19 protein-coding genes are annotated in these 19,701 nt (G+C 55.7%); 8 read left to right on the top strand and 11 right to left on the bottom strand.

Annotation, left to right across the window (positions count from 1 at the left end; translation table 11 throughout):
• Positions 1–99: 99 nt before the first annotated feature.
• Complete coding sequence (locus K0I63_RS03555; RefSeq protein ID WP_220082554.1) at positions 100–1,179, bottom strand: endonuclease/exonuclease/phosphatase family protein; 1,080 nt, start codon at positions 1,177–1,179, stop codon at positions 100–102.
• A gap of 174 nt (positions 1,180–1,353) precedes the next feature.
• A complete protein-coding gene (locus K0I63_RS03550; RefSeq protein WP_220082553.1) occupies positions 1,354–2,184 on the bottom strand; it encodes a hypothetical protein in 831 nt (276 codons plus the stop codon).
• 331 nt (positions 2,185–2,515) lie between these two features.
• Between K0I63_RS03550 and nfsB the strand changes: the two genes are divergently transcribed.
• The 3 genes from nfsB (at position 2,516) to K0I63_RS03535 (ending at position 4,837) form a co-directional block, all read left to right on the top strand.
• Positions 2,516–3,169: an oxygen-insensitive NAD(P)H nitroreductase gene (gene nfsB, locus K0I63_RS03545; protein ID WP_220082552.1), complete on the top strand. Its 654-nt coding sequence runs from the start codon at positions 2,516–2,518 to the stop codon at positions 3,167–3,169.
• 161 nt (positions 3,170–3,330) lie between these two features.
• Positions 3,331–3,990: a DNA-J related domain-containing protein gene (locus tag K0I63_RS03540; protein ID WP_220082551.1), complete on the top strand. Its 660-nt coding sequence runs from the start codon at positions 3,331–3,333 to the stop codon at positions 3,988–3,990.
• 184 nt (positions 3,991–4,174) lie between these two features.
• A complete protein-coding gene (locus K0I63_RS03535) occupies positions 4,175–4,837 on the top strand; it encodes a thiol:disulfide interchange protein DsbA/DsbL (RefSeq protein ID WP_220073107.1) in 663 nt (220 codons plus the stop codon).
• A gap of 88 nt (positions 4,838–4,925) precedes the next feature.
• On the opposite strand, the gene K0I63_RS03530 is transcribed toward K0I63_RS03535, so the two are convergent.
• Both K0I63_RS03530 and K0I63_RS03525 read right to left on the bottom strand, forming a co-directional pair.
• Complete coding sequence (locus K0I63_RS03530; protein WP_220082550.1) at positions 4,926–5,633, bottom strand: DUF4328 domain-containing protein; 708 nt, start codon at positions 5,631–5,633, stop codon at positions 4,926–4,928.
• A gap of 66 nt (positions 5,634–5,699) precedes the next feature.
• Positions 5,700–6,107, bottom strand: coding sequence for a hypothetical protein (locus tag K0I63_RS03525; RefSeq protein WP_011864490.1), 408 nt, complete (start codon positions 6,105–6,107; stop codon positions 5,700–5,702).
• A 426-nt stretch (positions 6,108–6,533) separates the two neighbouring features.
• Between K0I63_RS03525 and K0I63_RS03520 the strand changes: the two genes are divergently transcribed.
• On the top strand, positions 6,534–7,568 hold the full coding sequence (locus K0I63_RS03520) for an HlyD family secretion protein (RefSeq protein ID WP_258406930.1): 1,035 nt from the start codon (positions 6,534–6,536) through the stop codon (positions 7,566–7,568).
• Positions 7,558–8,622, top strand: coding sequence for a DUF2955 domain-containing protein (locus K0I63_RS03515; RefSeq protein WP_220082548.1), 1,065 nt, complete (start codon positions 7,558–7,560; stop codon positions 8,620–8,622). The genes K0I63_RS03520 and K0I63_RS03515 overlap by 11 nt, the downstream gene beginning before the upstream one ends.
• A gap of 76 nt (positions 8,623–8,698) precedes the next feature.
• On the opposite strand, the gene K0I63_RS03510 is transcribed toward K0I63_RS03515, so the two are convergent.
• Positions 8,699–9,778 (bottom strand): linear amide C-N hydrolase, encoded by a 1,080-nt coding sequence (locus K0I63_RS03510; protein WP_220082547.1) that lies wholly within the window; start codon positions 9,776–9,778, stop codon positions 8,699–8,701.
• A 109-nt stretch (positions 9,779–9,887) separates the two neighbouring features.
• On the opposite strand from K0I63_RS03510, the gene K0I63_RS03505 reads away from it, so the two are divergent.
• Positions 9,888–10,760, top strand: a complete 873-nt coding sequence (locus K0I63_RS03505) for a LysR family transcriptional regulator (protein ID WP_220082546.1) — start codon at positions 9,888–9,890, stop codon at positions 10,758–10,760.
• Positions 10,761–10,847: 87 nt separating this feature from the next.
• Here the strand turns inward: K0I63_RS03505 and K0I63_RS03500 are convergent, their stop codons facing one another.
• The 5 genes from K0I63_RS03500 to K0I63_RS03480 all read right to left on the bottom strand — a co-directional run bounded on the left by K0I63_RS03500 (position 10,848) and on the right by K0I63_RS03480 (position 16,518).
• Complete coding sequence (locus K0I63_RS03500) at positions 10,848–11,372, bottom strand: cytochrome b/b6 domain-containing protein (RefSeq protein WP_220082545.1); 525 nt, start codon at positions 11,370–11,372, stop codon at positions 10,848–10,850.
• Positions 11,373–11,436: 64 nt separating this feature from the next.
• The gene (gene hemG, locus K0I63_RS03495) at positions 11,437–11,958 is read right to left on the bottom strand and encodes a menaquinone-dependent protoporphyrinogen IX dehydrogenase (RefSeq protein ID WP_220079907.1); all 522 of its coding nucleotides are present in this window, start codon (positions 11,956–11,958) and stop codon (positions 11,437–11,439) included.
• Positions 11,959–12,153: 195 nt separating this feature from the next.
• Positions 12,154–13,785, bottom strand: a complete 1,632-nt coding sequence (locus tag K0I63_RS03490) for a di-heme oxidoredictase family protein (protein ID WP_220082544.1) — start codon at positions 13,783–13,785, stop codon at positions 12,154–12,156.
• A gap of 114 nt (positions 13,786–13,899) precedes the next feature.
• On the bottom strand, positions 13,900–15,048 hold the full coding sequence (locus K0I63_RS03485; protein WP_220082543.1) for an imelysin family protein: 1,149 nt from the start codon (positions 15,046–15,048) through the stop codon (positions 13,900–13,902).
• A 33-nt stretch (positions 15,049–15,081) separates the two neighbouring features.
• A complete protein-coding gene (locus K0I63_RS03480; RefSeq protein ID WP_220082542.1) occupies positions 15,082–16,518 on the bottom strand; it encodes a hypothetical protein in 1,437 nt (478 codons plus the stop codon).
• A gap of 202 nt (positions 16,519–16,720) precedes the next feature.
• On the opposite strand from K0I63_RS03480, the gene K0I63_RS03475 reads away from it, so the two are divergent.
• Both K0I63_RS03475 and K0I63_RS03470 read left to right on the top strand, forming a co-directional pair.
• Positions 16,721–17,887 carry an MFS transporter gene (locus K0I63_RS03475; protein WP_220082541.1) on the top strand — a complete coding sequence of 389 codons (1,167 nt, stop codon included), beginning with the start codon at positions 16,721–16,723 and terminating at the stop codon, positions 17,885–17,887.
• A 97-nt stretch (positions 17,888–17,984) separates the two neighbouring features.
• Positions 17,985–18,821, top strand: coding sequence for a TIGR03899 family protein (locus K0I63_RS03470; protein WP_220082540.1), 837 nt, complete (start codon positions 17,985–17,987; stop codon positions 18,819–18,821).
• A gap of 23 nt (positions 18,822–18,844) precedes the next feature.
• Here K0I63_RS03470 and cobA read toward each other — a convergent pair whose 3' ends face one another.
• Positions 18,845–19,666: a uroporphyrinogen-III C-methyltransferase gene (gene cobA / locus K0I63_RS03465; RefSeq protein ID WP_220082539.1), complete on the bottom strand. Its 822-nt coding sequence runs from the start codon at positions 19,664–19,666 to the stop codon at positions 18,845–18,847.
• Positions 19,667–19,701 lie beyond the last annotated feature (35 nt).

The following is a 19,701-nucleotide window of genomic DNA, read 5'->3' as shown; positions in this document are numbered from 1 at the left end:
CCTCACCACCTAGTCTGAGCAAAATATAGCCGATAGTGTTAATTAATCCCACAAGTAAAACAAGAATATAGCCCACATTTTGCCTCTTTGGACCTCGCCCTATTCCCTGATCTTGAGGCTGACCATCACGGGGGCGTGATCTGTGCTGTGGCTGTCGCGATCATATTGCGGATTGATCAGGTGGCTATCATAGGTGTGATACTGACTCACCTGTGCCAGACACTGATGATTATGGGGATCGAACTCGTTGGAGAGCAGGATATAGTCGATCACCTCGCCGCGATTAAGGTGATAGTGGGTCGGGGCCCGCGCCACCGAGGTAGGGCTGTACTCGGAGCGCTCATGAAGCAGGTAGGCATCCTGCAGACGATAGTCATGAAACGCCTCCTCACCCAAGCTCCCAAGCAGGCGACTATCCTCACTCACCAGGGCCGACAACACGCCACCGGCCAGGCTATCGTTAAAGTCGCCCATCAGGATCACTGGGTAGCGGGTATCGATACGGCGCCTGGCGATGGCGACTCGCAGCAGGCTCGCCTCACTGCCTCGTATCAGCGAAGAAGCCCACTTGGCCGCCGCCTCGATGGCAAACAGTGCTCCACGCTTCTCAATGGTCAGGCCATCGCTCTGAGCCCCCGTTGCGGCAGGCTCGCTCCCGGAGTCTGGCGTCACCGCTATCTCGGGCTCAAACTGAGCCCGCTTGGACTTAAAATGCACCACATAACAGTCGCAGGGGCCAAGATGTGGCAGCGCTATGGTCGCCCTCAAGGGCAGGCGACTGTATTGAAAGCCGGGAGCAATCCCCATGAGGCTAGCGACCGTCTGATCTATGTCGCATGGCTCGTAACTAAGGATGGGGTACTTGCTGGCCAGGGCCAACACTGGATGGCGATAGATGAAGTCGTCGCTGACCTCGGGCCTGTCGACGGTAACAAAATAGGGATAACCCGCCTCGGCCAGCAGGGCCTGCAATGCCTCTATCGAAAACACCTCCTGAAAGCCGATGACGCAGGGGTCATGGCTCGCCAGGTAGCGCCTTATCCAGTCACATTTCTGCTGCCACTGGGCCTGAGTGTAGATGTTATTAAAATCGTAATAGGCGTCGGGCGGCGCGATGAAGTTGTACAGATTGAAACTGGCGATTCGTATCTGGCCCGCCGCTGCTGACGTTTGGGTCACGTCCCCTCCTCTACGCCTCTACTAACTGCCAAACCTATACTAACTGCCAAATCTATACTAACGGCCAAACCTATACTAGCCGCAAGGCCCTTACTCGCGGCAAAGCCATCATGAGTAGACAAGCCCTGCCGCTAGCACCATTACGCATCTCTTCTATCTAAGGTGCAACTAGGCTTAACCCCAGGGCATGTCGAAATAGACTCTGACGAAGAGATCTTTGTTCCAAGGCAGGATTGGCAGATAGTCCGGCGAGTCCACTGGCACCCTGGCATAGGAATCCAGATTATACTCGTTATATTTCACGCTGAAGACGAGCTGACTCTTAGATGACCAATGGTCGGCGTCATAGCTGAGGCGCGCCTCCAGCTGGTTCTCCAGCCAATCGCTGCCATCGTGCCACTGCTGCGCCGCCAGGCTCAGATCGAAATCTTTACCCAGGGCAAACTGGGTCGCCGCGGCCAGCGTATAGGCGCCTGTCTTATTCTGGAAATCTTCCCTGTCATAGCCACGCATGCGCGGCACATCATCGTCGATCTCAAGGAAGTAGTAACCGCCTCCCAGCTTAACGTCGGCCTGAAAAGCCTCTCTCTGATAGCCATAACCCAGGGCCGGAAACAGCCTGACCTGTTTCTCCACCGAGCTGACGGTATTACGCTTGCCCCCCAGGCTTATGTCCCAAAAGAGACGAGAATGCTGGGATAGCGAGAAGAGGTCGCCACTGGCACTGTAGTAAGAGCTAAACCAGACGGGAATATGGTCGGGGTCGAGCTCGTCCACATCATGATCCACGAAGATATTCAGCTCGCCGGTAAGCTTGATCTCACTCTCGGTAAGATGGGTCAGGCCGATACTCACCCCAGCACCTAAGGTGTGGGAGTCAGCCTCATCCACATAGTAATCGTGTCCGCCTATGCCCAGGCGCCAGTCCAGGGCCATGGCGGGCGCACTCAACAATGCCCCCATCAGGGGCCAGGCGATGATGGATGAATCGATTCGAAAAGCCATGTTTTCTTCTCCGGCGTAGGCGAGTCGGGCGGAGCGCTCGACTCAAGATGACAGCTCTGAAAGTTAAGCATAAATCATCTTTTTTGTCAGGTAATTAGCTTCACTTATGCGACTGTTATCCGTTGAGCAATCGCTAAGGGTTATGCCTAGACGATCATAATGGCCTCAGCAGACTGGCGACCGCCTATTATCAATATATTTTTGAAAGTATATGTGACTTTCCTCTGTTTTTATCGGTGAAAGAGTCACGTAGAATCAGCCTCACTCTCGACATAAAGAATCGACATAAAGAATCGACATAAAGAATCGACTCAATTACAGGATGCTTGTCATGCAACAACTCAGTTTCTACACCAATAAGCGCTACACCACTAAGGCATTCGACCCTAGCCGCAAGATCGCCGACGACAAGGTCGAGGAGATCAAGCAGCTGCTTCGCATGAGCCCATCGTCGACCAACTCACAGCCTTGGCACTTCGTGCTCGCCTCGACCGAGGAAGGTAAGGCGCAGATCGCCGAGGCCACCAGCGACTTCGCCTTCAACACCGCCAAGATCCTCAACGCCTCCCACGTGCTGGTGCTCTGCACTAAGACAAACATGGATGAGGCCCACCTATTAAAGGTACTCGAGCAGGAAGATGCGGATGGCCGTTTCGCCGACGAAGCCGCCAAACAGGGCCAGCACAATGGTCGTTCCTTCTTCGCCAACATGCACAGAATCGAGCTGAAAGACAGCCAGCACTGGATGGAGAAGCAGGTCTACTTGGCGCTGGGTAACCTGCTGCTGGGCGCCAGCCTGCTGGATATTGACGCTACACCAATCGAAGGCTTCAACGCCACTAAGCTCAACCAGGTGTTGGAGCTGCCGGCCAAAGGCTACGCCGCCTCTGTGGTGGTGGCCCTGGGTTATCACAGCGAGGATGACTTTAACGCCAAGCTGCCTAAATCGCGCCTGCCTATCGAGACGCTCTTCACCGAGCTCTAATCGTCTCAACTCATGATCTGCCATAGGGCGATGCGTATGCCATGCATCGCCTTTTCATTGGTTGCTGGCCCGACTAGCCCAGGCTCAACCGATAAGACTTGCGTTCTATTTTCACCATTGTCATAGTAGAAATTATCGCCAGTCACGGATGAGACACCTGTATGCTTCTTGCCAAATCGACCCCGACAGCCGCTAGGCTGCAAGACGCCTCATCGTCCAGCCAATGCTTCGCCATCAAAGGTGATAACCCGCTCATCTGGCCGCTCCTCACCCTGCTACAGCGCAGCAATCGTAGCTGGAAGGTGCATCACCTGGCCGCTGCCCTACAAGAGAAAGGCCTGATGCGCGCGCTGGACACAGACCCACAGAAGGCCCTGTTTAAGCAGAATTTCCTGCTGATGAACGCCCTGTTCGAGTTACAGGCCATGCTACTGCCCGGCAGCTACCTGCAGGTCAGGGCGATGGAGATACAGATCTTTCGCATTCCTCCCAGCAATTTAGATAGCCAGCTGAGTCAGGATGACGCCCTGAGAAGCTACTATCAGGACTGGCAGCACTACGACACCTGCCCGGATATCATTCAGGAGATGCTGGAATCCTTCTGGCAGCGCTATGAGGACTATATCGGCACCCGCCACGACGCCCTGCCCAAGCGTCAGGCGCTTGAGGTGTTCGAGCTGCCCCAAGACGCCAGCGACAGAGAGATACGCAAGCAGTGGCGAAAATTGGCCCTGCAATGGCACCCCGATCGTGACGGCGGCGACGCCACTCAGTTTAAGCGGGTCTGCGAGGCCTGGCAGACACTGAGAGAGTCGCGCTAGCCCCGTCACAGATCCGCCCTTTCTACCGACAAACAAAACGCAGAACTTAAGCTCAGGTCACACTCTGGCCCCTGTTTCTCACTGCGCCTTCAGTCATAATTAAGCTTTGGCATTTAGGCTAACCCTATTGTCGATTGACGTTAGCCATTGATTGCACAACGACGCTATCAATTTAAGGATCATCATGATTAAACATATCGCACTCGCCCTGACCCTAGCCGTGGCGCCGCTCACCAGTTTTGCCGCCCAGTTTGTCGAGGGGCAACACTTCATGACGGTGTCTGACAAGGCCCCCAGTGCCAGCCCTAAGCTGACCGAGTTCTACTCCTTCTACTGCCACAACTGCTTCAACATGGAGACTCAGTTCCTGGGAGACATCAAGGCTAACCTGGACAAGCGAGTGAGCTTCGACAGCAAGCATGTGGACTTCATGAACTCAGACATAGGCACAGAGGTAATGCGCTCACTTGGGGTGATCCAGGAGCTGGGCGTCGAAGACAAGATGGTCCACGCCATGTTTAGCGCCATTCAGGGCGAGCAAGGCGGCCACGGACACAGCCATGATCATGACCATAGCGCCCATGAGAAACCTGCTATTAATACCCGCGACGACATCAAGAAGGTGTTCGCCGATCAGGGGATCGATATCAGCAAGTATGACGAAATCGCCGATGGTAAGACGGTCAGCAGTAAGCTAGACCTATGGCGCGCCCAGCAGCGTGAGTTCCGCATTCAGAGTGTGCCCACCTTTATCGTTAACGATAAATATGCGGTCAACCTAAGCCAGATCCGCACCCTGGGTGAGCTGATCGATCTGATCAACTACCTAGCCGTCGAGCACAAATAGGCTCGGCAAAATGACATAAAAAAGGCGCCCTACGGCGCCTTTTTCGTTTCTCGTTGTTATTAATCGCATTGGCTTTAACCTTGTGGCGTTAGCCGACAACCACCTGCTGCGCCCCCTGATAGGTCTGTTGCTCCCCCCGCGCCAACGCCTCGGTCTGTGCTCGGTAAATAGTGTTAATCACACTTAGGGTAGCGAAGGCCAATAAGATAGTGGAAACCTCTGATACTTGAGCTAGCATGTTGAGATTAATGAAATCTTGTAACTCCTCTGCCCTATCGGTTAATCGATATACCATCTGACCCAGGGCATTACTGACGATCCATAGTAGCCACCACAGGCTGATGCTGGAGTTGAAGCCGCTCAAACTCCAGTTCTCGGGATCATGGCTCGCCTGCCAGATCTCATTCATCGCCTGATAGGGTTTCCAGATGCAGAAGATGGGAATGAAGAAGTAACCGATGGACCAGCCAGGAGTGAAGCTCATATCAGTGGCGCCCAGCTGACGCGCGTTGAAGTTCGCCCTGTATATCCACTTGAGGATCATGATCCCCGAAACGATAAAGACAACAAAATAGAGACCTGCCACCCCCAGCTGGCGTCGATCATTTTCGTCACCATCGGCAATCGCCTGCTCCTCTGAAGAATAAGCCCCAGACTGATAATCCATCAGCAACTGATATTCCATGTAATTGGAGCTAATCGCGAGCAATGCAACAAAGACTTGGGCATAAAGCAGATAACGCACCCATTGAGTTAATAGTCTTGCATCTTTAAATTTAAAGATATTCCCTGACATTTTGATTTTCCTATTATTATTTCTGGCATTATCCGTTTACTAAAGCGCTAATTGTAAGGCACCAGCTCAAGGCGTCGTGCGATGCACCAGGCTTGAGGCCGCTTCATCCTCAGGGACACACTTGAAATGCACCTCCCCTTCCTGCATATGTTTAGTTTCATATTCTGATTCGGTGCGGCTCACGCCCAAGACTGATACAGAGGAAGATTTCTTGGTTTGGTCGATGGCTTCACCCGTCATCTCGATATTTTCAGAGATGATGTCGTAACTCAGTCCCTTATCACTACATATCTTATTCATGAATCCTTTAGAGGTTTTCACCACCTGTGTCTTACTGGGGTGGGCAACAAACACCTTATAGGTACCATCGGCTAGCTCGATCACCTCGGGCATAGGTGGGATACCGTTAAGGGAGACCTGGCAGCCGCCAAGGCCGATTAGAAACAGCAAATTCACCTTGCTCAATCTAGGCATATCTAATTAATCCTCTAATTTTTTTAGCGAAAAACATTAGGCAATGTCGGTAAATCTAGACTGCTGAAGGAGTGTATTTGCCAGGAGAGATCCCAGATGCCTTCCATGAATTGACCCATTCCCTGCACGCACCGACGAAGACGTTTATCCGCTCGCCATGGCGATACGCTCCCAAGCTAACATACTCGCAATGCTCTGCAAAGCAGGCTATGCCTAGCTCTGCTCTTAGCCCTTCACAATAAGCTTGCCAAGACCTAGGCTAAATCAGGCTAACTCTCTTTCCCCGCCTTTTTAGATACCTAGGTCATATAAACACCACTAAAACGAGACTTGTTACTTGCTGGTAACAGGATCGAGGTTTACCATGAAACAATCTCTATTCATCGAGGCGAAGGCATGTCTGCTGCGGAACAATCATCACGGAAAATGAGTTTTTACATCATAGGCTTAATCTTAGTCGTCTGGCTTTATAGCCTGTGGGCCGACAGGGTAACGCCCATGACGAGCGATGCCAGGGTGCATGCCTATCTGGTAAGGGTGGCCTCAGAGGTCGCCGGTAACATCACAGAGGTGAGCGTCAGAGATAACCAGATCGTCGAGGCCGGCGAGCCCCTGTTTCAGATCGATCCGCGCAACTATCGTCTTGCCCTGCAATCGGCTCAGGCCAATCTGTCGTTGGCGGGGCAGAATATCGGTGCCAGCACGGCGGCGGTAGAGGTAGCACAGGCCAAGGTGGTAGATGCCATCGCCGCGCGTAACAACGCTAAGGAGCAGGCCGCGCGCGTCAGCGAGCTGGCCGGACAGGGGGTACTCAGCCAGGCAGAGCTGGACAATGCCATCGAGGCCAGAGACAGAACCCAGGCGAATCTCGAAGCGGCCGAGGCCTCGTTAGTGCAGGCCAGACAGGCCCTGGGCCCGGCAGGTCAGGACAATCCGCAGATCCTCGCGGCCATGGCAAACCTGGAGAAGGCTCAGCTGGATCTGCAAAAGACTCAGGTCAAGGCCCCTTCTAAGGGCGTGGTCACCAACCTTCAGCTCACCCTGGGCCAGCGCGCCAACGTCGGCTCGCCCATGTTGACCTTTATCGACCCAAGGGGCGTGTGGATCTCGGCCTTGGTCAGAGAAAACTCGCTGGAGCATATCAAGGTGGGCAACAAGGTGGAGATAGTCCTCGATGCCCTGCCGGGACGAGTGCTAGAAGGCAAGGTCGACAGCATAGGCTGGGGCACGGGCGGCAGTAACAATATCGACCAGAATACAGGGTTTCTTACCGCAGACAGCAATGGCATCAAGGCCCAGCGCTACCCGGTCAACATAGTCTTCACCGGCACTAAACCGCCAGGCAATATTCGCTACGGCTCTCAGGCCACAGTGGCCTTCTACACAGAGCAGAGCAGCATAGGCGAGTTCTTGGCCGGCATCTGGATGCAGATAGTGAGTATCTGGACCTATGTTTCATAGCCCAGCCAACCCTATCATACGCCTGGTATTCGGCCCGCTGGCGCTGCTGTTTTACCTCTGGTCCCAGGCGGCGCCGCTAGCCATATTGGCGCCCATGTTCATGGTGATCTTTCTCACCCTGATGCCTTCGCGTCCGCCCCTGAGCCTGATGCTCAAGCTGCTGCTGATCGTCCTGTTTGTCAGCCTGGGACTGGTGTTTATCGGCGGGCTCTTACTGGACTCCCCCAGCGGCTACCTGCTGTTCTGCTGGTCGCTGCTGTTTTGGAGTTTCTATCGCAGCCACAACGACGGCAAAGATCTGCTCGCCACTCTGATGCTGATCGTGGTGATCATCATGACCATCATGAGTAAGCAGATGCAGGCGCCCATCGAGGTGCTGCCCTGGTTGCTGATGAAATCTGCGGTCCTGGCGCTGATCCTCACCTATCTGAGTTTCCTGCTGTTTCCCGGCGACGAGCAAGACATACTGGCCGATGAGACCCAGGCCGATGGCAGCAGCACCCATATGGGCACCATCTTATTTAAGACCACCGCCATGACCATAGTACTCGCGGCGCTGATCGGCATCGGCAGCTCCCAGAGCATGCTGATTGCTATCACCATAGGCAGCATGATCAAGCTGGCGGATCCCAAGGAGCACAAGAGCTTCAAACAGAATCGTCTGATCACCACGGCCATAGGTATCCTGTTCACCTTCCCCGTGATGTTGACCTTCGCCTTCGGTCTGCCGACCTGGGTAGTGTTGGGAATGGCCATCTTCTGCGGCCTGCAACTGGCGGGCTTTGCCATCAGGCGAGCCACTCCCCTGGCCATCTATCAGCTGCTATTTACCAACTTTGTGGTGCTTGTGTATCAGATCATCACCCACATAGGATCCGATGCCCTCTATGCCCAGCTGGTGCGTCTTATCTCTATCAGTATCGCCATCATTATTGGTGGCCTGCTGCTCAGCCTGCTGCACCATGAGACGGGCGCGGATGAAGAGAAGCGCTCCGATGAGGGGCCTAGCAATGCTCCCGCAAAGGAACCTGAGGCGGCACAAGCTGGCAACTAGCCATAGGGGCTGATAAGAAAAAGCGCGGCCTAAGCCGCGCTTTTTTAAACCCATTTTGTTAAGGCATTCGCCTAGCTTACATCTTAGACCAGGTGATGGTCTGAGCGCCTTTGTCTACCTGAGCCATGATATCGGCATGCATTGGCGTCTTGAAATGCTTAGTGTCTTCCAGGTTAAACTTGATCTCCTTGCCACTCATCAGGCTGCGGAACCAGATATCACCATTATCCAGGTTGTACTGCATGCTGAAGAAGCTTGGGTAGTCTTCGCCCGTCTTAGGGTCCTGCACACCGAATGGCACCAGCGCCGCCGCATCGAAGGTGCCCTTCTGACGAGCAACTGTCTCTGTGTAGCTCAGCCCTTCTAAGTCCATGTGAGTCGACATGGCCAGCAGGCGAGAGTTACGCTCCAGGCCGCCGATGCTCCAAGGCATCTTAGTGGCAACGCTAGGATCCTTAAGGTCGAACTGCTGCATATACTCTCTGTGCTTCTCCTGCAGCGGGTCGTTAGTCTTGACGCGCAGATCCGATTCGGCATCACCCAGATAGATCTTCTGCTCACCGCCCTTCACCAGTTGGATGAGCATGATGTTACCGTCGGCATCGACCACAGAGTAGTGCAGCGGCGCAGCGTGCTCCATACCATTTGGCGCAGAGGCCCAGGCGATTTGGAACTCACCATTATCCAGAGCCGCTTTCACCTCGGCGGTGGTGGCATAACGCTCGGTGATAAAGCTCACTACGTCGGCGGTGTTGACCGCTGGCGCGCCATTATCTTTGTGCTGGCTCAGATAAGGCTCGCTGTCATGCTGAGATAGTGCCATCACGCTGAGTCCCTTCTCGTTAGAAGTCTGACCCGACAAGCCGCTGAAGGCGCCATGCTCTTCGATAGAGAGGGTGTGGTACTTAGTCTGCCACTTAGTCATGGCCTGCTGGTACTCGGCAACCTGACCACGCATGGTGCGCTCGGTGCCGACAGGGAAGACAGACATGTGACCGTCGAAGGGGGCTGTGCTCACCCAGTCTGCGGTGCGCATTAACATAGTGCCGTATTGGGTCTCTGTCACCAGACGAGAACAGGCTTCGGCGTTTATGGCGGCGCCCATAGTAGTGGCAAATAGGGCTGCGATAGTGGTGCTTAGTAGTACTTTTTTCATGGTAACAATCTCCGTAACTAAGGATGTTGATTCGTTGACGGGTTAATCGTACCAAAGGCGAAAAAAGTGCTACGCTAAGAACTATCAACCTAAAGTTAAAGGTTCGCCGATGATCATCACCACAGAGAGACTGCAATACATTGTTTCCGTAGCCCAGCATGGCAGCTTTTCCGGCGCCGCCAAGGAGCTGGGGGTCAGCGTCGCCGCGGTCAACAAGGCGATACAACATCTGGAGTTTGATCTGGAGCTGACCCTGTTCGAGCGCCATGGCGGTAAGAAACCACAGCTCACCCAGGAGGGCAAACGCCTCTATGTGAAGGCGCTGGAGATTCTGCCCAAGCTTATCGCCATGGAGCGCCAGGCACAGATGATGAGCGAAGGAATAGAGAGCCAGCTCTCCATCTGCCTGCATCCCTATACCTGTTACCCCGAATACACCCGGCTCATCGGCGAGCTAGCGGCGCGCTACCCAGATCTGGAAATCAACATAGTCGAGGCGGAGACCCTGGACTGGCAAAATCTTCAGTGCGATATCATCATCGCACCCAATCGCCTGGCAAACCTCAGGGGGGTCAACATCCAAACCATCAGCCGTATTAAATGGCTGCTGGTGAGTGCCCCCCAGCATCCATTGGCGCAGCTAAGAAGTGCCCCCGAGCTGGAAGATTTCGATCACCATCACCAATTGATGCCGCCTGCGGGCAACATCATACTGCCCCATTACCTCGAGGTGATGCGCTACTCCAGCAAGCTGGTGACCGTCGAGCGTTTCTATCAGCTGCGGGAGTTACTGCTAGCGGGCTGTGGTTTTGCCATGTATCCACAGGCGCTCGCCCAGCCGCTCATCGAGGAGGGTAAGCTTAAGGATCTGAACTTCGATTATGGTAAGCAGGGCAATCACTGGCCCATAGATCTTATCTGGCAGGAGGGACTGGGCCAGGCGGGCAACTGGTTTATCGAGCAGTTGATCGATGAGGAGTGATCAACTCTAGCCTTGTCTTGCGGCGCTTAAACTCTCGCGGGCGCTAGCTCTGGCCTAGCCCTGGCCTAGCCCTGGCCTAGCCCTGGCCTAGCGGCGAATAAAGTCCAGCAGGTGCGACAGAGCAAACAGGGCGTGGATCACCATGAAGACGATGAAACCATGGGCAAGGCTGTGATGATAGCTACGCCAGTTGAGGGCCTCGCTGCTGCCCTGGGTGATAAACCACATCAGGCCGGTAACGGATACCGCCACAAACAGCAGCATACCAATCCCCTCGACCACGCTAAACAAGCCGCGACCACCGGCCAGGGGCAACTTGCCCCGCTTCAGGCCGCATACATCGTTACTCAGCTGGGTAAAGTCGCCCACCAGATAGGGAAAATATTGTCGCCACTGACCGCGCATCAGGTTGATCGCCAACATGGTGACCGAGAAGATCCCCGCCAGCAGCCCAAGGTAGACATGCAGGATGTCCCAGACCGAGGCGTTAGCCCGCAGCCCCCGCCCCATCATGAGCCAGCCGCTGGTGCCCACCAGAAACAGGGTTAACAGGATGACAAACAGATGCTGATAGGTCTCCAGCACCTCGCGCAGCTTGGTCAGTGTCTTCATCTTGCTCTCCCCTTGATATGACTCACGCTATCTTGACGCTTGCACTTTACGAAAGCACGCAATACTAGAGCGCATCGACCTGCTGGGCATAGTATTTCACCTTGTCCCAGTCGGTGTACTCGACCTTGGTATCCGGCGCCGTCGGCCCCTTAGTGATCCACATGATGAAGCGTATGATATTGCGATCCAGGGCGTTATAACCCTGATAATCCAGGTTACCACCGAACACCGCCAGCAGTTTAGGCTGCCAGGGCGACTTGGCCAGAAACGCCTGCATGTACGGGTTGGTCTCAGGGGTATTCTTGGCGGGCTTGCGCGCCACTAAGCTTACCGAAAAGAAACTGCTGGCCTTCTCCTGCAGCACCTTGATGTTCTCGCGAATAAAGTCATACACCCTGGGATTGTGCTTGCCGTGACGAATGCTGGCGCCCAGGACTATCTTATCGAACCCTTCCAGGGCGGGCGGGTTGTCTATGCTGGCGCAGGTGACGCTATGTTCCAGCGCCTCGAGCTCGCGCTGCATGAAATCGCACAGCTTACGGGTCTGTCCATGCACACTGGAATAGATGATTAATATTTTGCTCACGAAGGCCCCTAAGTCGACTTAACTCTTGCTATAGCATCATGATAGGGGAAATCGGGCAATATTTAATTGAAACAGATCACGAGGACTAAGGGCAAAATCCGGCTTAAGTTTACCGAGGTCACAAATTGCCTTCTGGATACATTTTGTCATAAAAAAGCGCGGCCTAGGCCACGCTTTTCATCATCTTTCTAACCCTTAGAGGGACATCACGAAGGCCAGCAGTTGCGAGCGCTCCTCTTGAGTCAGGGCCATAAACTTATCGGTACTGGCCTGGGCCTCGCCGCCATGCCAGAGGATCGCCTCCTCCACACTCGCCGCGCGGCCATCGTGCAAGAAGCCCGCCTGGGGGTTGACCGTCTGGGTCAGGCCTATGCCCCATAGCGGCCGGGTGCGCCACTCGCTACCGCTGGCCAGGAAGTCGGGGCGACCGTCACTCAGGCCTTCACCCATGTCATGGAGCAACATATCTGTGAAAGGGTAGATGGTCTGCCCCTTAAGGGCCTCTATCATAGGCAGGCCGCCGATCTCGCCGCTGCTCTTGGTGACAAACTTAGGCTGATGACAACCGCTGCAGTTGACCTGTTCGAACAGTCGCGCCCCTTCCCTCACCTTAATATCATCCACCTGGCGCCTCGCTGGCACCGCCAGGGTCTCGGCGTAAAAGACCACGTCGTCGCTGAACTCGGCGCTCGCCTCCGGCTCGCCGTCGACGCCGCTGCCAGTATCGACAAACCCAGTGCGGGTTAGGTAGCTGTCATGCATGCTGGTGCCCTGGATGCTCTCCTCGGGAAACAAGGGGTTAGTGATCCCAATATCGCCGCGCAGCGCGCCCAATGACTGCACCCGTACGCTGGGGGTGTTGGCCTTCCAGCCGAAACGCCCCAAAGAGACGGGATGGCTCTCGCCGCGCTGGGCCTTGACGGCGTCGAACACATAGTTTGCCCGCCCTGAAATGCCATCGCCGTCGGCATCGTTTTCATCCACCAGCGCCAGAATGCTCGCCTCGGGGATCGCCTCCAGCAGCCCAAGACCAAACACAGGCATGCCGTTACGCCAACCCATCAAGACATCGCTCTGCAAAAGCTCAGAGGTGACGTTGATGCTGTTGAGGCTCTCACCCGGCGCATCGAAGGGGTTCTCCACCGCAAACAGTGGTCTTTTGAGCGTCACCTCAGTGCCGTCGGGATAGGTTACCGTCATTAGCTCGTAGGAGAGGTAGACATCCGCCTGGCCGCCGAATAGGTTCTGCTGCCAGTCTTCCCTGGCCTTAAGCACCCCGCGGTGGAACAGCTGAGTGCCGAAGTTTGGCACAGGGATAGGCGCGCAGTAGTTGTTCGCTGCCGTCCCTTGCAGGCAGGGCTGGTCCGGCGCCTTGCTAATACGCAGGAAGATCCCCGCCTCGGAGCCCAGCTTAATGCGCGCATGCCCTGCGGGCACTATCGGCGTCGAGTTACGACCGTCGCGCTGATGGCAGGAGTTACAGTCGGCGTTGTTGAACACTGGCCCCAGGCCGTCGAGCTCTGGATGCTCCTCGTTGGGCGCCGTGGTAAAGGCGGTCTCAAAATTCAGGTCACCGCTTAGGTGCTGGGCGAGCTGCGCCTGGTTGAGATTCAGCGCCGGCGTCGAATAGCCGTGGCCCGAACTCGAGGCATCGAAGGTGGTGGTGTCACCGCCCAATGCCGTCACCTGGGTATAGTCGGGATACTGCTTCTCGGGCTCTGGCACTTCTATCTCATCACCCGAGCCGCCACAACCGGTCAACGCCAATGTCTGAGCTAGGGTCAAGGCCGCCAACAGGGCGGAGGATTTGGTTAAGCAATTCATCATCTTTATCACACTTTATTGCAGTCGGGCTAAATGGGCCTTTTGCCATTTAGCCTTTGTTTTTATGAGGTTATATAGGCAAGAAAAAGAGAGCCTGGGCTCTCTTCTTAACTGGCCTTATACCTTCCACTCTTTGAGTAACGGCAACACCTGGTTTTCCAGACTCGCCTGCAGGGTGGCCAGGGCATCGACCGCCTTCTGGATGCGCGCGCGGCCCGCCTCATCTTTTATCGCCTGACGGAACGGCATCTTGCCTGTGCCTTCGATGGCGCGGATCTGCAAGATGGCAGCGTCTATCTCTGCCGCAACCCGGCTAGCCAGCTCGCTGTCAGCGGCGCGCACGAAGTCGATGATCCCCTGCTTGTCGGCCTCGCCGGTGAACTCGCCCTGATAGACGTTGCGTACCCCTATGATGTTGTCGCTAAAGTCGGTCAGCGAGTTCCAAGAGTATTGCGACTCCACCTTGGAGGTGTCGGCGCTGGCCAGCGAGCCGCCGAAGGGATCGGCGATCTTACCGTTGCCCACCTCATCGACTATGCCGATCATCCCCTTGATCAGCTCCTCCAACACGCCCACCTGCGAGCTGTAGAAGGTGTTGCCATCGACGCCAGGCGATTTCAGCAACTCGCCATAGGCCTTGCCACTCTGGCCGTCATGGCTGACCAGCCAGGCATCGGCCAGCTGCTTGGTGTAGTCGCGAAACACCTCGGCCAGTCCCATGAGGTAGTCACGCTCATTGGCGGTCAACTCGCCTATCTGCTTGACGTTGTCGTCTATGCCGTCACCGAACAGCAGAAACTCCATGGTGTGGAAGCCCTGCACGTCATCGTTCCAGCCCTTGATGGTCTCGGCATCGAAGCCGCTGCTGTTGATTAATACCGTCTTAAGATCTGTGGTGTTCAGCGGCCAGCTATCCAGGTGTGGGTCGATCCCCAGAGAGTCCACCGGGCCGAAGATGTGTGACTCGCCCTGCTCCCAGGGCTGACGGGCCGCCTTCCAGGCCGACTGCGCCGCCTCAAGGTTGGCCTGGGTCGGAGTGGCAACCAGGGTCTGGGTGGCCTGTAGCAAAGCCTCACCGCGATCCGCCAGTGTGCTGTAACCCTTGACGATCACCTCGTCGCTCAGGTTGACGATCAGGGCGTCGGCATCGAAACTAAAACCAGTTTCGGGCACCACCACCTCGGGCTCATCGCTGCCCGAACCACCGCAGGCCGCCAGGGCCGAAATGAGTGCCAATGCGATCGCGCCATATTTAAATTGTTTCATCTGTCTCTCCATAAAAATCAAAGTTGTCGGCCGTTAGAGCGAGAATTGATAGCCCACGCCCAGGGCAAAGAAATGGGTATCCGGGATGGCAGCTACCGCCACCTGATGCAGGCCGCCCTCGGCCTTGATCACTATCTCGGGGATCGGTGAGTAGTTGATGCCGACGCTGGTCCAGGTGTTCTCATAGCGCTTGGTGGCCGTACCGGTTTCCACCTCGCTCAGCGGGTTGGCGTAATCCAGGTTGGCAAACACAGTCAGCGGCACAGAGAAGAAGTGGTTGAGATCCAGCCCCGCCTCGACGAAGAAGGACTCTGCCTTGCTGCCCAGCTGGGCGAAGTTACCCGGCTTGAGGCCTGGGGTGGTCTTGTTGGCCTGAGTGATCGCATCGGCATCATCCAGGGTGCCCTGCAGATACTGCCCGCGCAGTATCCAGGGGCCGTCCACATAGGCACCGGAAAGCGCCAGCAGGCTCACGCTGCCATCACCGGCCAGCTTGTTGCTCTTGTGGCGATTACCGCTGGTGTTGCCATAGTAGTAGGCGGCGCCTAGGGCCAGACCTGGCTGTTTGAAGCTGCCGTAATCCAGGCGCAGCACATAGGCCAGCTCGTCGGCGTTGATGTGCTCGAAGCGCTTCTGATGGCCCGATGCTATCCAGTCGTAGGTGCGGAAATACTCAGAGTTGAGGCCGCTGACCACCTGAGCCTGATAGTGAAAATCCCCCAGGTCGCCGAAGATGCCGATACCCGTCTCGTTCCACACCGCGGGCAACATGGCCGCCTCGCTGCGGTGACGCAGTACGGTCAGGTATTGGTTAGGCTTGTGCAGCACGCTGGAAAGCCCCACAGGCAGATGTATGTTACCGAACTTGACGCCGAAGGCTTTACTCGGGCGATACCTGAGCTGGGCCTTCTCGATCATCACCTCACCGCCGGCTTCGACCTCCGACTCGAACTCGCCGAACTCGTCGAAACCGTCATATTCCAGGGCGCTGCCCGTGCCGCCATGTTCATATTCGATCTCCACCTCCATGTCCCACTCGTCGTTGAACTGGTAGCCAAATTCGGTGACGATCCGCTCCAGATCCAGGCGGCCGCGACGCTCGGGCGAGGTGTCCTGCACGTTATCGAAATACTCGTCGCTGGTGTAATTCATGCTGCCGTAGGATTCAAACTTGAAGCGGCTCCAGGGGCTGTTAGCGGCCTCCAGAGCAACCTGTTCCTGTACCGCCTTGGTCAGCGCCTGTCGGTCAATCTCTTGCTCGGCCTGTTGCTCTGCCTGTTTGTCGGCCTGTTGCGCCTTAAGCTGGGCCAGCTCCTGTTTCAGCTGAATAAGCGCCTGCTCCTGCCTGGCGATCGACTCGGCTAAGGTGGCGGTATTGGTCGCGGTATTGGTTGTTTGAGTGTCGGCATAGGCATTGCCCGCCAGCAAGCCGGCGATAGCCATCCCTAAGGTGGTTAATTTTAGTGTCATCTTCTCTCCATGCTGAATAAACAGCATCCCCCATTAAATTGCGGGCACAATATTTCAAATGAGAATAATTTGCATTACAATTTACATTTGTTAATAACAAATTGATGACAAAGCATGCTAGGGCGTAATGATTGAAACCAGTTTGTGCCGCCCAAGCTATGGGGTAGACTGATCGCCCCGGGAAAGACTGGAAGCCAATGGAATGTTAAAGAAGAACCCACAAACCCTCTTGTTGCTGATGACCTTCGTGATGTCCTTGGTGTTTTCTGTGTGGCAGGTGCTGCTGAACAACTTCGTCATCGAGCGAGCCAGCTTTACCGGCGCCGAGATAGGCATATTGCAGAGTCTGCGGGAGGTACCCGGATTTCTGGCCTTTACCGCCATCTTCATCTTACTGCTGCTCAGAGAACAGACCTTCGCCCTGGTCTCTCTCGCCCTGCTGACCATAGGGGTCGGCATCACAGGCTTCTTCCCCCAGGTACTGGGGCTCTATCTGACGACAGTATTGATGTCGGTGGGCTTTCACTACTATGAGACCATCAATCAGTCCCTCACCCTGCAATGGGTCGACAAGGGGGAGACCGCAGGCTTCTTGGGCAAGGCGCTGGCCTGGCGCTCGGCGGCGGCCCTCACCGGCTACGGCAGCATCTGGATTGTGATGACCTATCTGCATCTGGATTATCAGTGGATGTACGCCATCATAGGGGGCCTGGGGCTGCTGATGGTGCTCGCCCTGACCCTCTACTTCCCCCAGTTTCCCCAAGGCGAGGTGCAACACAAGAAGGTGATCCTCAGACGACGCTACTGGCTCTACTATCTGCTGACCTTCTTCTCCGGCGCGCGGCGACAGATCTTCATGGTGTTTGCCGGCTTCATGATGGTGGAGAAGTTTGGTTATAGCGTCAGCCAGATCACCGCGCTGTTTCTGATCAACTATGTGGTCAACCTGCTGTTCGCTCCCGCCATTGGCCGCTTTATCGGCCGCATCGGCGAGCGCAACGCCCTGATGATAGAGTATGTGGGCCTGATAGTGATCTTCACCAGCTACGCCTTCGTGCAGCAGGCGGAGATGGCGGCCGTGCTCTATGTGCTGGATCATCTGCTGTTTGCCATGGCCATCGCCATCAAGACCTATTTCCAGAAGATCGCCGAGCCCAAAGATATCGCCGCCACCATGTCGGTCAGCTTCACCATCAATCATATCGCGGCCGTGGTGATCCCGGCGCTGCTGGGGATGCTCTGGCTCTACTCCAATAAGTGGGTGTTCTTTATCGGGGCAGGCTTCGCCCTCTGCTCACTGGTGCTAGCCTTCAACATTCCACGCCATCCGGCCCAGGACAAGCATGTCAACTGGCCGGCCAACGCCTGAAACTAGGGCTTGGGGCTAGAAATTCAGATAGAATCGGACGATAAAGCGACACAAGATAAGACTATTTACAAGATAAGACTATTCACAAGAAAAGATTATGACCGAGATCGTTAAGCTATCCAATTCAGGGTCCAATCAACCCGATGTATCTGCCCGCCGCAAGGCCCTGCTGCTTGGGCGCCTTATCGGTCTAGGCAGCGATGAGGATTACCGTCCCTCTCAGGCCTCGGTGGCCGAGCGCTCGGACCATCGCCTGCGCAAGCTCGCCAGCCAGTATCAGGCTAACCTGGAAAACATCTACGCCATCGCCCTCTCCCATACGCCATCTGATGTGACCGGGGCGGATCTCGACCCCGATTGGATCCACCAGTTCTTTCAGCTGGCGGAGCAGATCCACAACCGCAACATGCAGGCCCTGTGGGGACGGATCCTGGCCAATGAGATCACCAGCCCAGGCAGCTTTAGCCTCAGGAGTCTGGCGACCCTGAAGCAGCTGACCCACAAAGAGGCGCAGATGTTCGAGAAGGCCCTGGGGATGGCAGTCACCTTCAACAACGAATCTAAGCTCAAGTTGGTGATCGGCTTTCGCCACGCCGGCGGCATAGGCCAGCTGTTTCGCAAGACGGATACCACCCAGATCGCCCTGTCGCAATTTGGTCTGCCCTACTCCTCTGTGCTCACTCTGGTGGATGCGGGCCTGCTGCACAGGAGCGAGTTTGAGACGGGCCAGCTCAACGCCAAGAACCCCATCAGCTTTACCCTGTCGGGCAAGCGCATGACGCTGACGCCCAAGCACGGGCACTTAGTGTTTAGCTATTATCGACTGACGCCGACTGGCGACGAATTGGCGCAGCTGGTGCGCCCCAAGGCAGATGAAGAGTATGCCCGCGCGCTGCAGGCACTATTTAAGAAAGACTTTAAAGTAGACTACTGAAAAGAAGATTACTGAAACGTAGATTACTGACCTAGCGACTGTTTCAGCGCCGCATCCAGGGTTTTAGGGCTGGTCTCTGGATTGAACCAGTGCAGGCTATCGGCCAGGCCAACCACCTCACCTATGATCATCAGCGCTGGCATCTCCAGTGCCGGATCGGCTGCCAGTTCCGCCAGTTCACCTAGGGTGCCGATAAAGCGCTGCTGAGCCGCCGTGGTCGCCTTTGAGACGATGGCCACCGGCGTCTTGGACGAGCGCCCGGCCGAGATAAGCCCATGTTGAATGCTGGCCGCGTTGAGGATCCCCATATACACCACTAGCGTATTGGCGCTGTTGGCATAGGACTGCCAGTCCATGGGACGACTCTCTAACTTGCAGTGACCGGTAATAAAGGTGACTCCCTGGGCATGATCCCTATGGGTCAAGGGAATACCTGCGTAGGCAGAGGTGCCGCTGGCCGCCGTGATGCCTGGCACCACTTCGAACTCCACCCCCGCCTCTACCAGGGTCTCCAGCTCTTCGCCACCACGGCCGAAGATGAAGGGGTCGCCCCCCTTGAGACGCACCACATTCTTGCGGGTATAAGCCTTGGTCACCAAAAGCTGGTTGATCTCCTCCTGGGCGGCGCTGTGTTTACCGGCGCGCTTGCCCACGGCGATCAACTCCGCCTCTTTCGGCGCTAAAGCCAGGATCTCATCGCTCACCAGGGCGTCGAACAAGACCACATCGGCCTTCTTCAGGATGCGGTAGGCCTTGAGCGTTAATAGCTCAATGTCGCCAGGGCCGGCACCCACAAGCCAGACTTTGCCCTGTGCCTGCTGCCCGGGTAGAGTAAATAGTTCCATATCCGCATCTCATACAATAGTGATGAGGTTAATAT

Source organism: Shewanella rhizosphaerae (genome assembly GCF_019457655.1).
Taxonomy (GTDB): domain Bacteria; phylum Pseudomonadota; class Gammaproteobacteria; order Enterobacterales; family Shewanellaceae; genus Shewanella; species Shewanella loihica.
This window is presented reverse-complemented; position numbering and strand designations above follow the sequence as displayed.

Excerpts from the sequence above, each read along its gene's own strand:
- K0I63_RS03550 (WP_220082553.1), bottom strand. The coding sequence starts at position 2,184 with ATGGCTTTTCGAATCGATTCATCCATCATCGCCTGGCCCCTGATGGGG.
- nfsB (WP_220082552.1), top strand. The coding sequence starts at position 2,516 with ATGCAACAACTCAGTTTCTACACCAATAAGCGCTACACCACTAAGGCA.
- K0I63_RS03540 (WP_220082551.1), top strand. The coding sequence starts at position 3,331 with ATGCTTCTTGCCAAATCGACCCCGACAGCCGCTAGGCTGCAAGACGCC.
- K0I63_RS03535 (WP_220073107.1), top strand. The coding sequence starts at position 4,175 with ATGATTAAACATATCGCACTCGCCCTGACCCTAGCCGTGGCGCCGCTC.
- K0I63_RS03530 (WP_220082550.1), bottom strand. The coding sequence starts at position 5,633 with ATGTCAGGGAATATCTTTAAATTTAAAGATGCAAGACTATTAACTCAA.
- K0I63_RS03525 (WP_011864490.1), bottom strand. The coding sequence starts at position 6,107 with ATGCCTAGATTGAGCAAGGTGAATTTGCTGTTTCTAATCGGCCTTGGC.
- K0I63_RS03520 (WP_258406930.1), top strand. The coding sequence starts at position 6,534 with ATGAGTTTTTACATCATAGGCTTAATCTTAGTCGTCTGGCTTTATAGC.
- K0I63_RS03515 (WP_220082548.1), top strand. The coding sequence starts at position 7,558 with ATGTTTCATAGCCCAGCCAACCCTATCATACGCCTGGTATTCGGCCCG.
- K0I63_RS03510 (WP_220082547.1), bottom strand. The coding sequence starts at position 9,778 with ATGAAAAAAGTACTACTAAGCACCACTATCGCAGCCCTATTTGCCACT.
- K0I63_RS03505 (WP_220082546.1), top strand. The coding sequence starts at position 9,888 with ATGATCATCACCACAGAGAGACTGCAATACATTGTTTCCGTAGCCCAG.
- K0I63_RS03500 (WP_220082545.1), bottom strand. The coding sequence starts at position 11,372 with ATGAAGACACTGACCAAGCTGCGCGAGGTGCTGGAGACCTATCAGCAT.
- K0I63_RS03490 (WP_220082544.1), bottom strand. The coding sequence starts at position 13,785 with ATGATGAATTGCTTAACCAAATCCTCCGCCCTGTTGGCGGCCTTGACC.
- K0I63_RS03485 (WP_220082543.1), bottom strand. The coding sequence starts at position 15,048 with ATGAAACAATTTAAATATGGCGCGATCGCATTGGCACTCATTTCGGCC.
- K0I63_RS03480 (WP_220082542.1), bottom strand. The coding sequence starts at position 16,518 with ATGACACTAAAATTAACCACCTTAGGGATGGCTATCGCCGGCTTGCTG.
- K0I63_RS03475 (WP_220082541.1), top strand. The coding sequence starts at position 16,721 with ATGTTAAAGAAGAACCCACAAACCCTCTTGTTGCTGATGACCTTCGTG.
- K0I63_RS03470 (WP_220082540.1), top strand. The coding sequence starts at position 17,985 with ATGACCGAGATCGTTAAGCTATCCAATTCAGGGTCCAATCAACCCGAT.
- cobA (WP_220082539.1), bottom strand. The coding sequence starts at position 19,666 with ATGGAACTATTTACTCTACCCGGGCAGCAGGCACAGGGCAAAGTCTGG.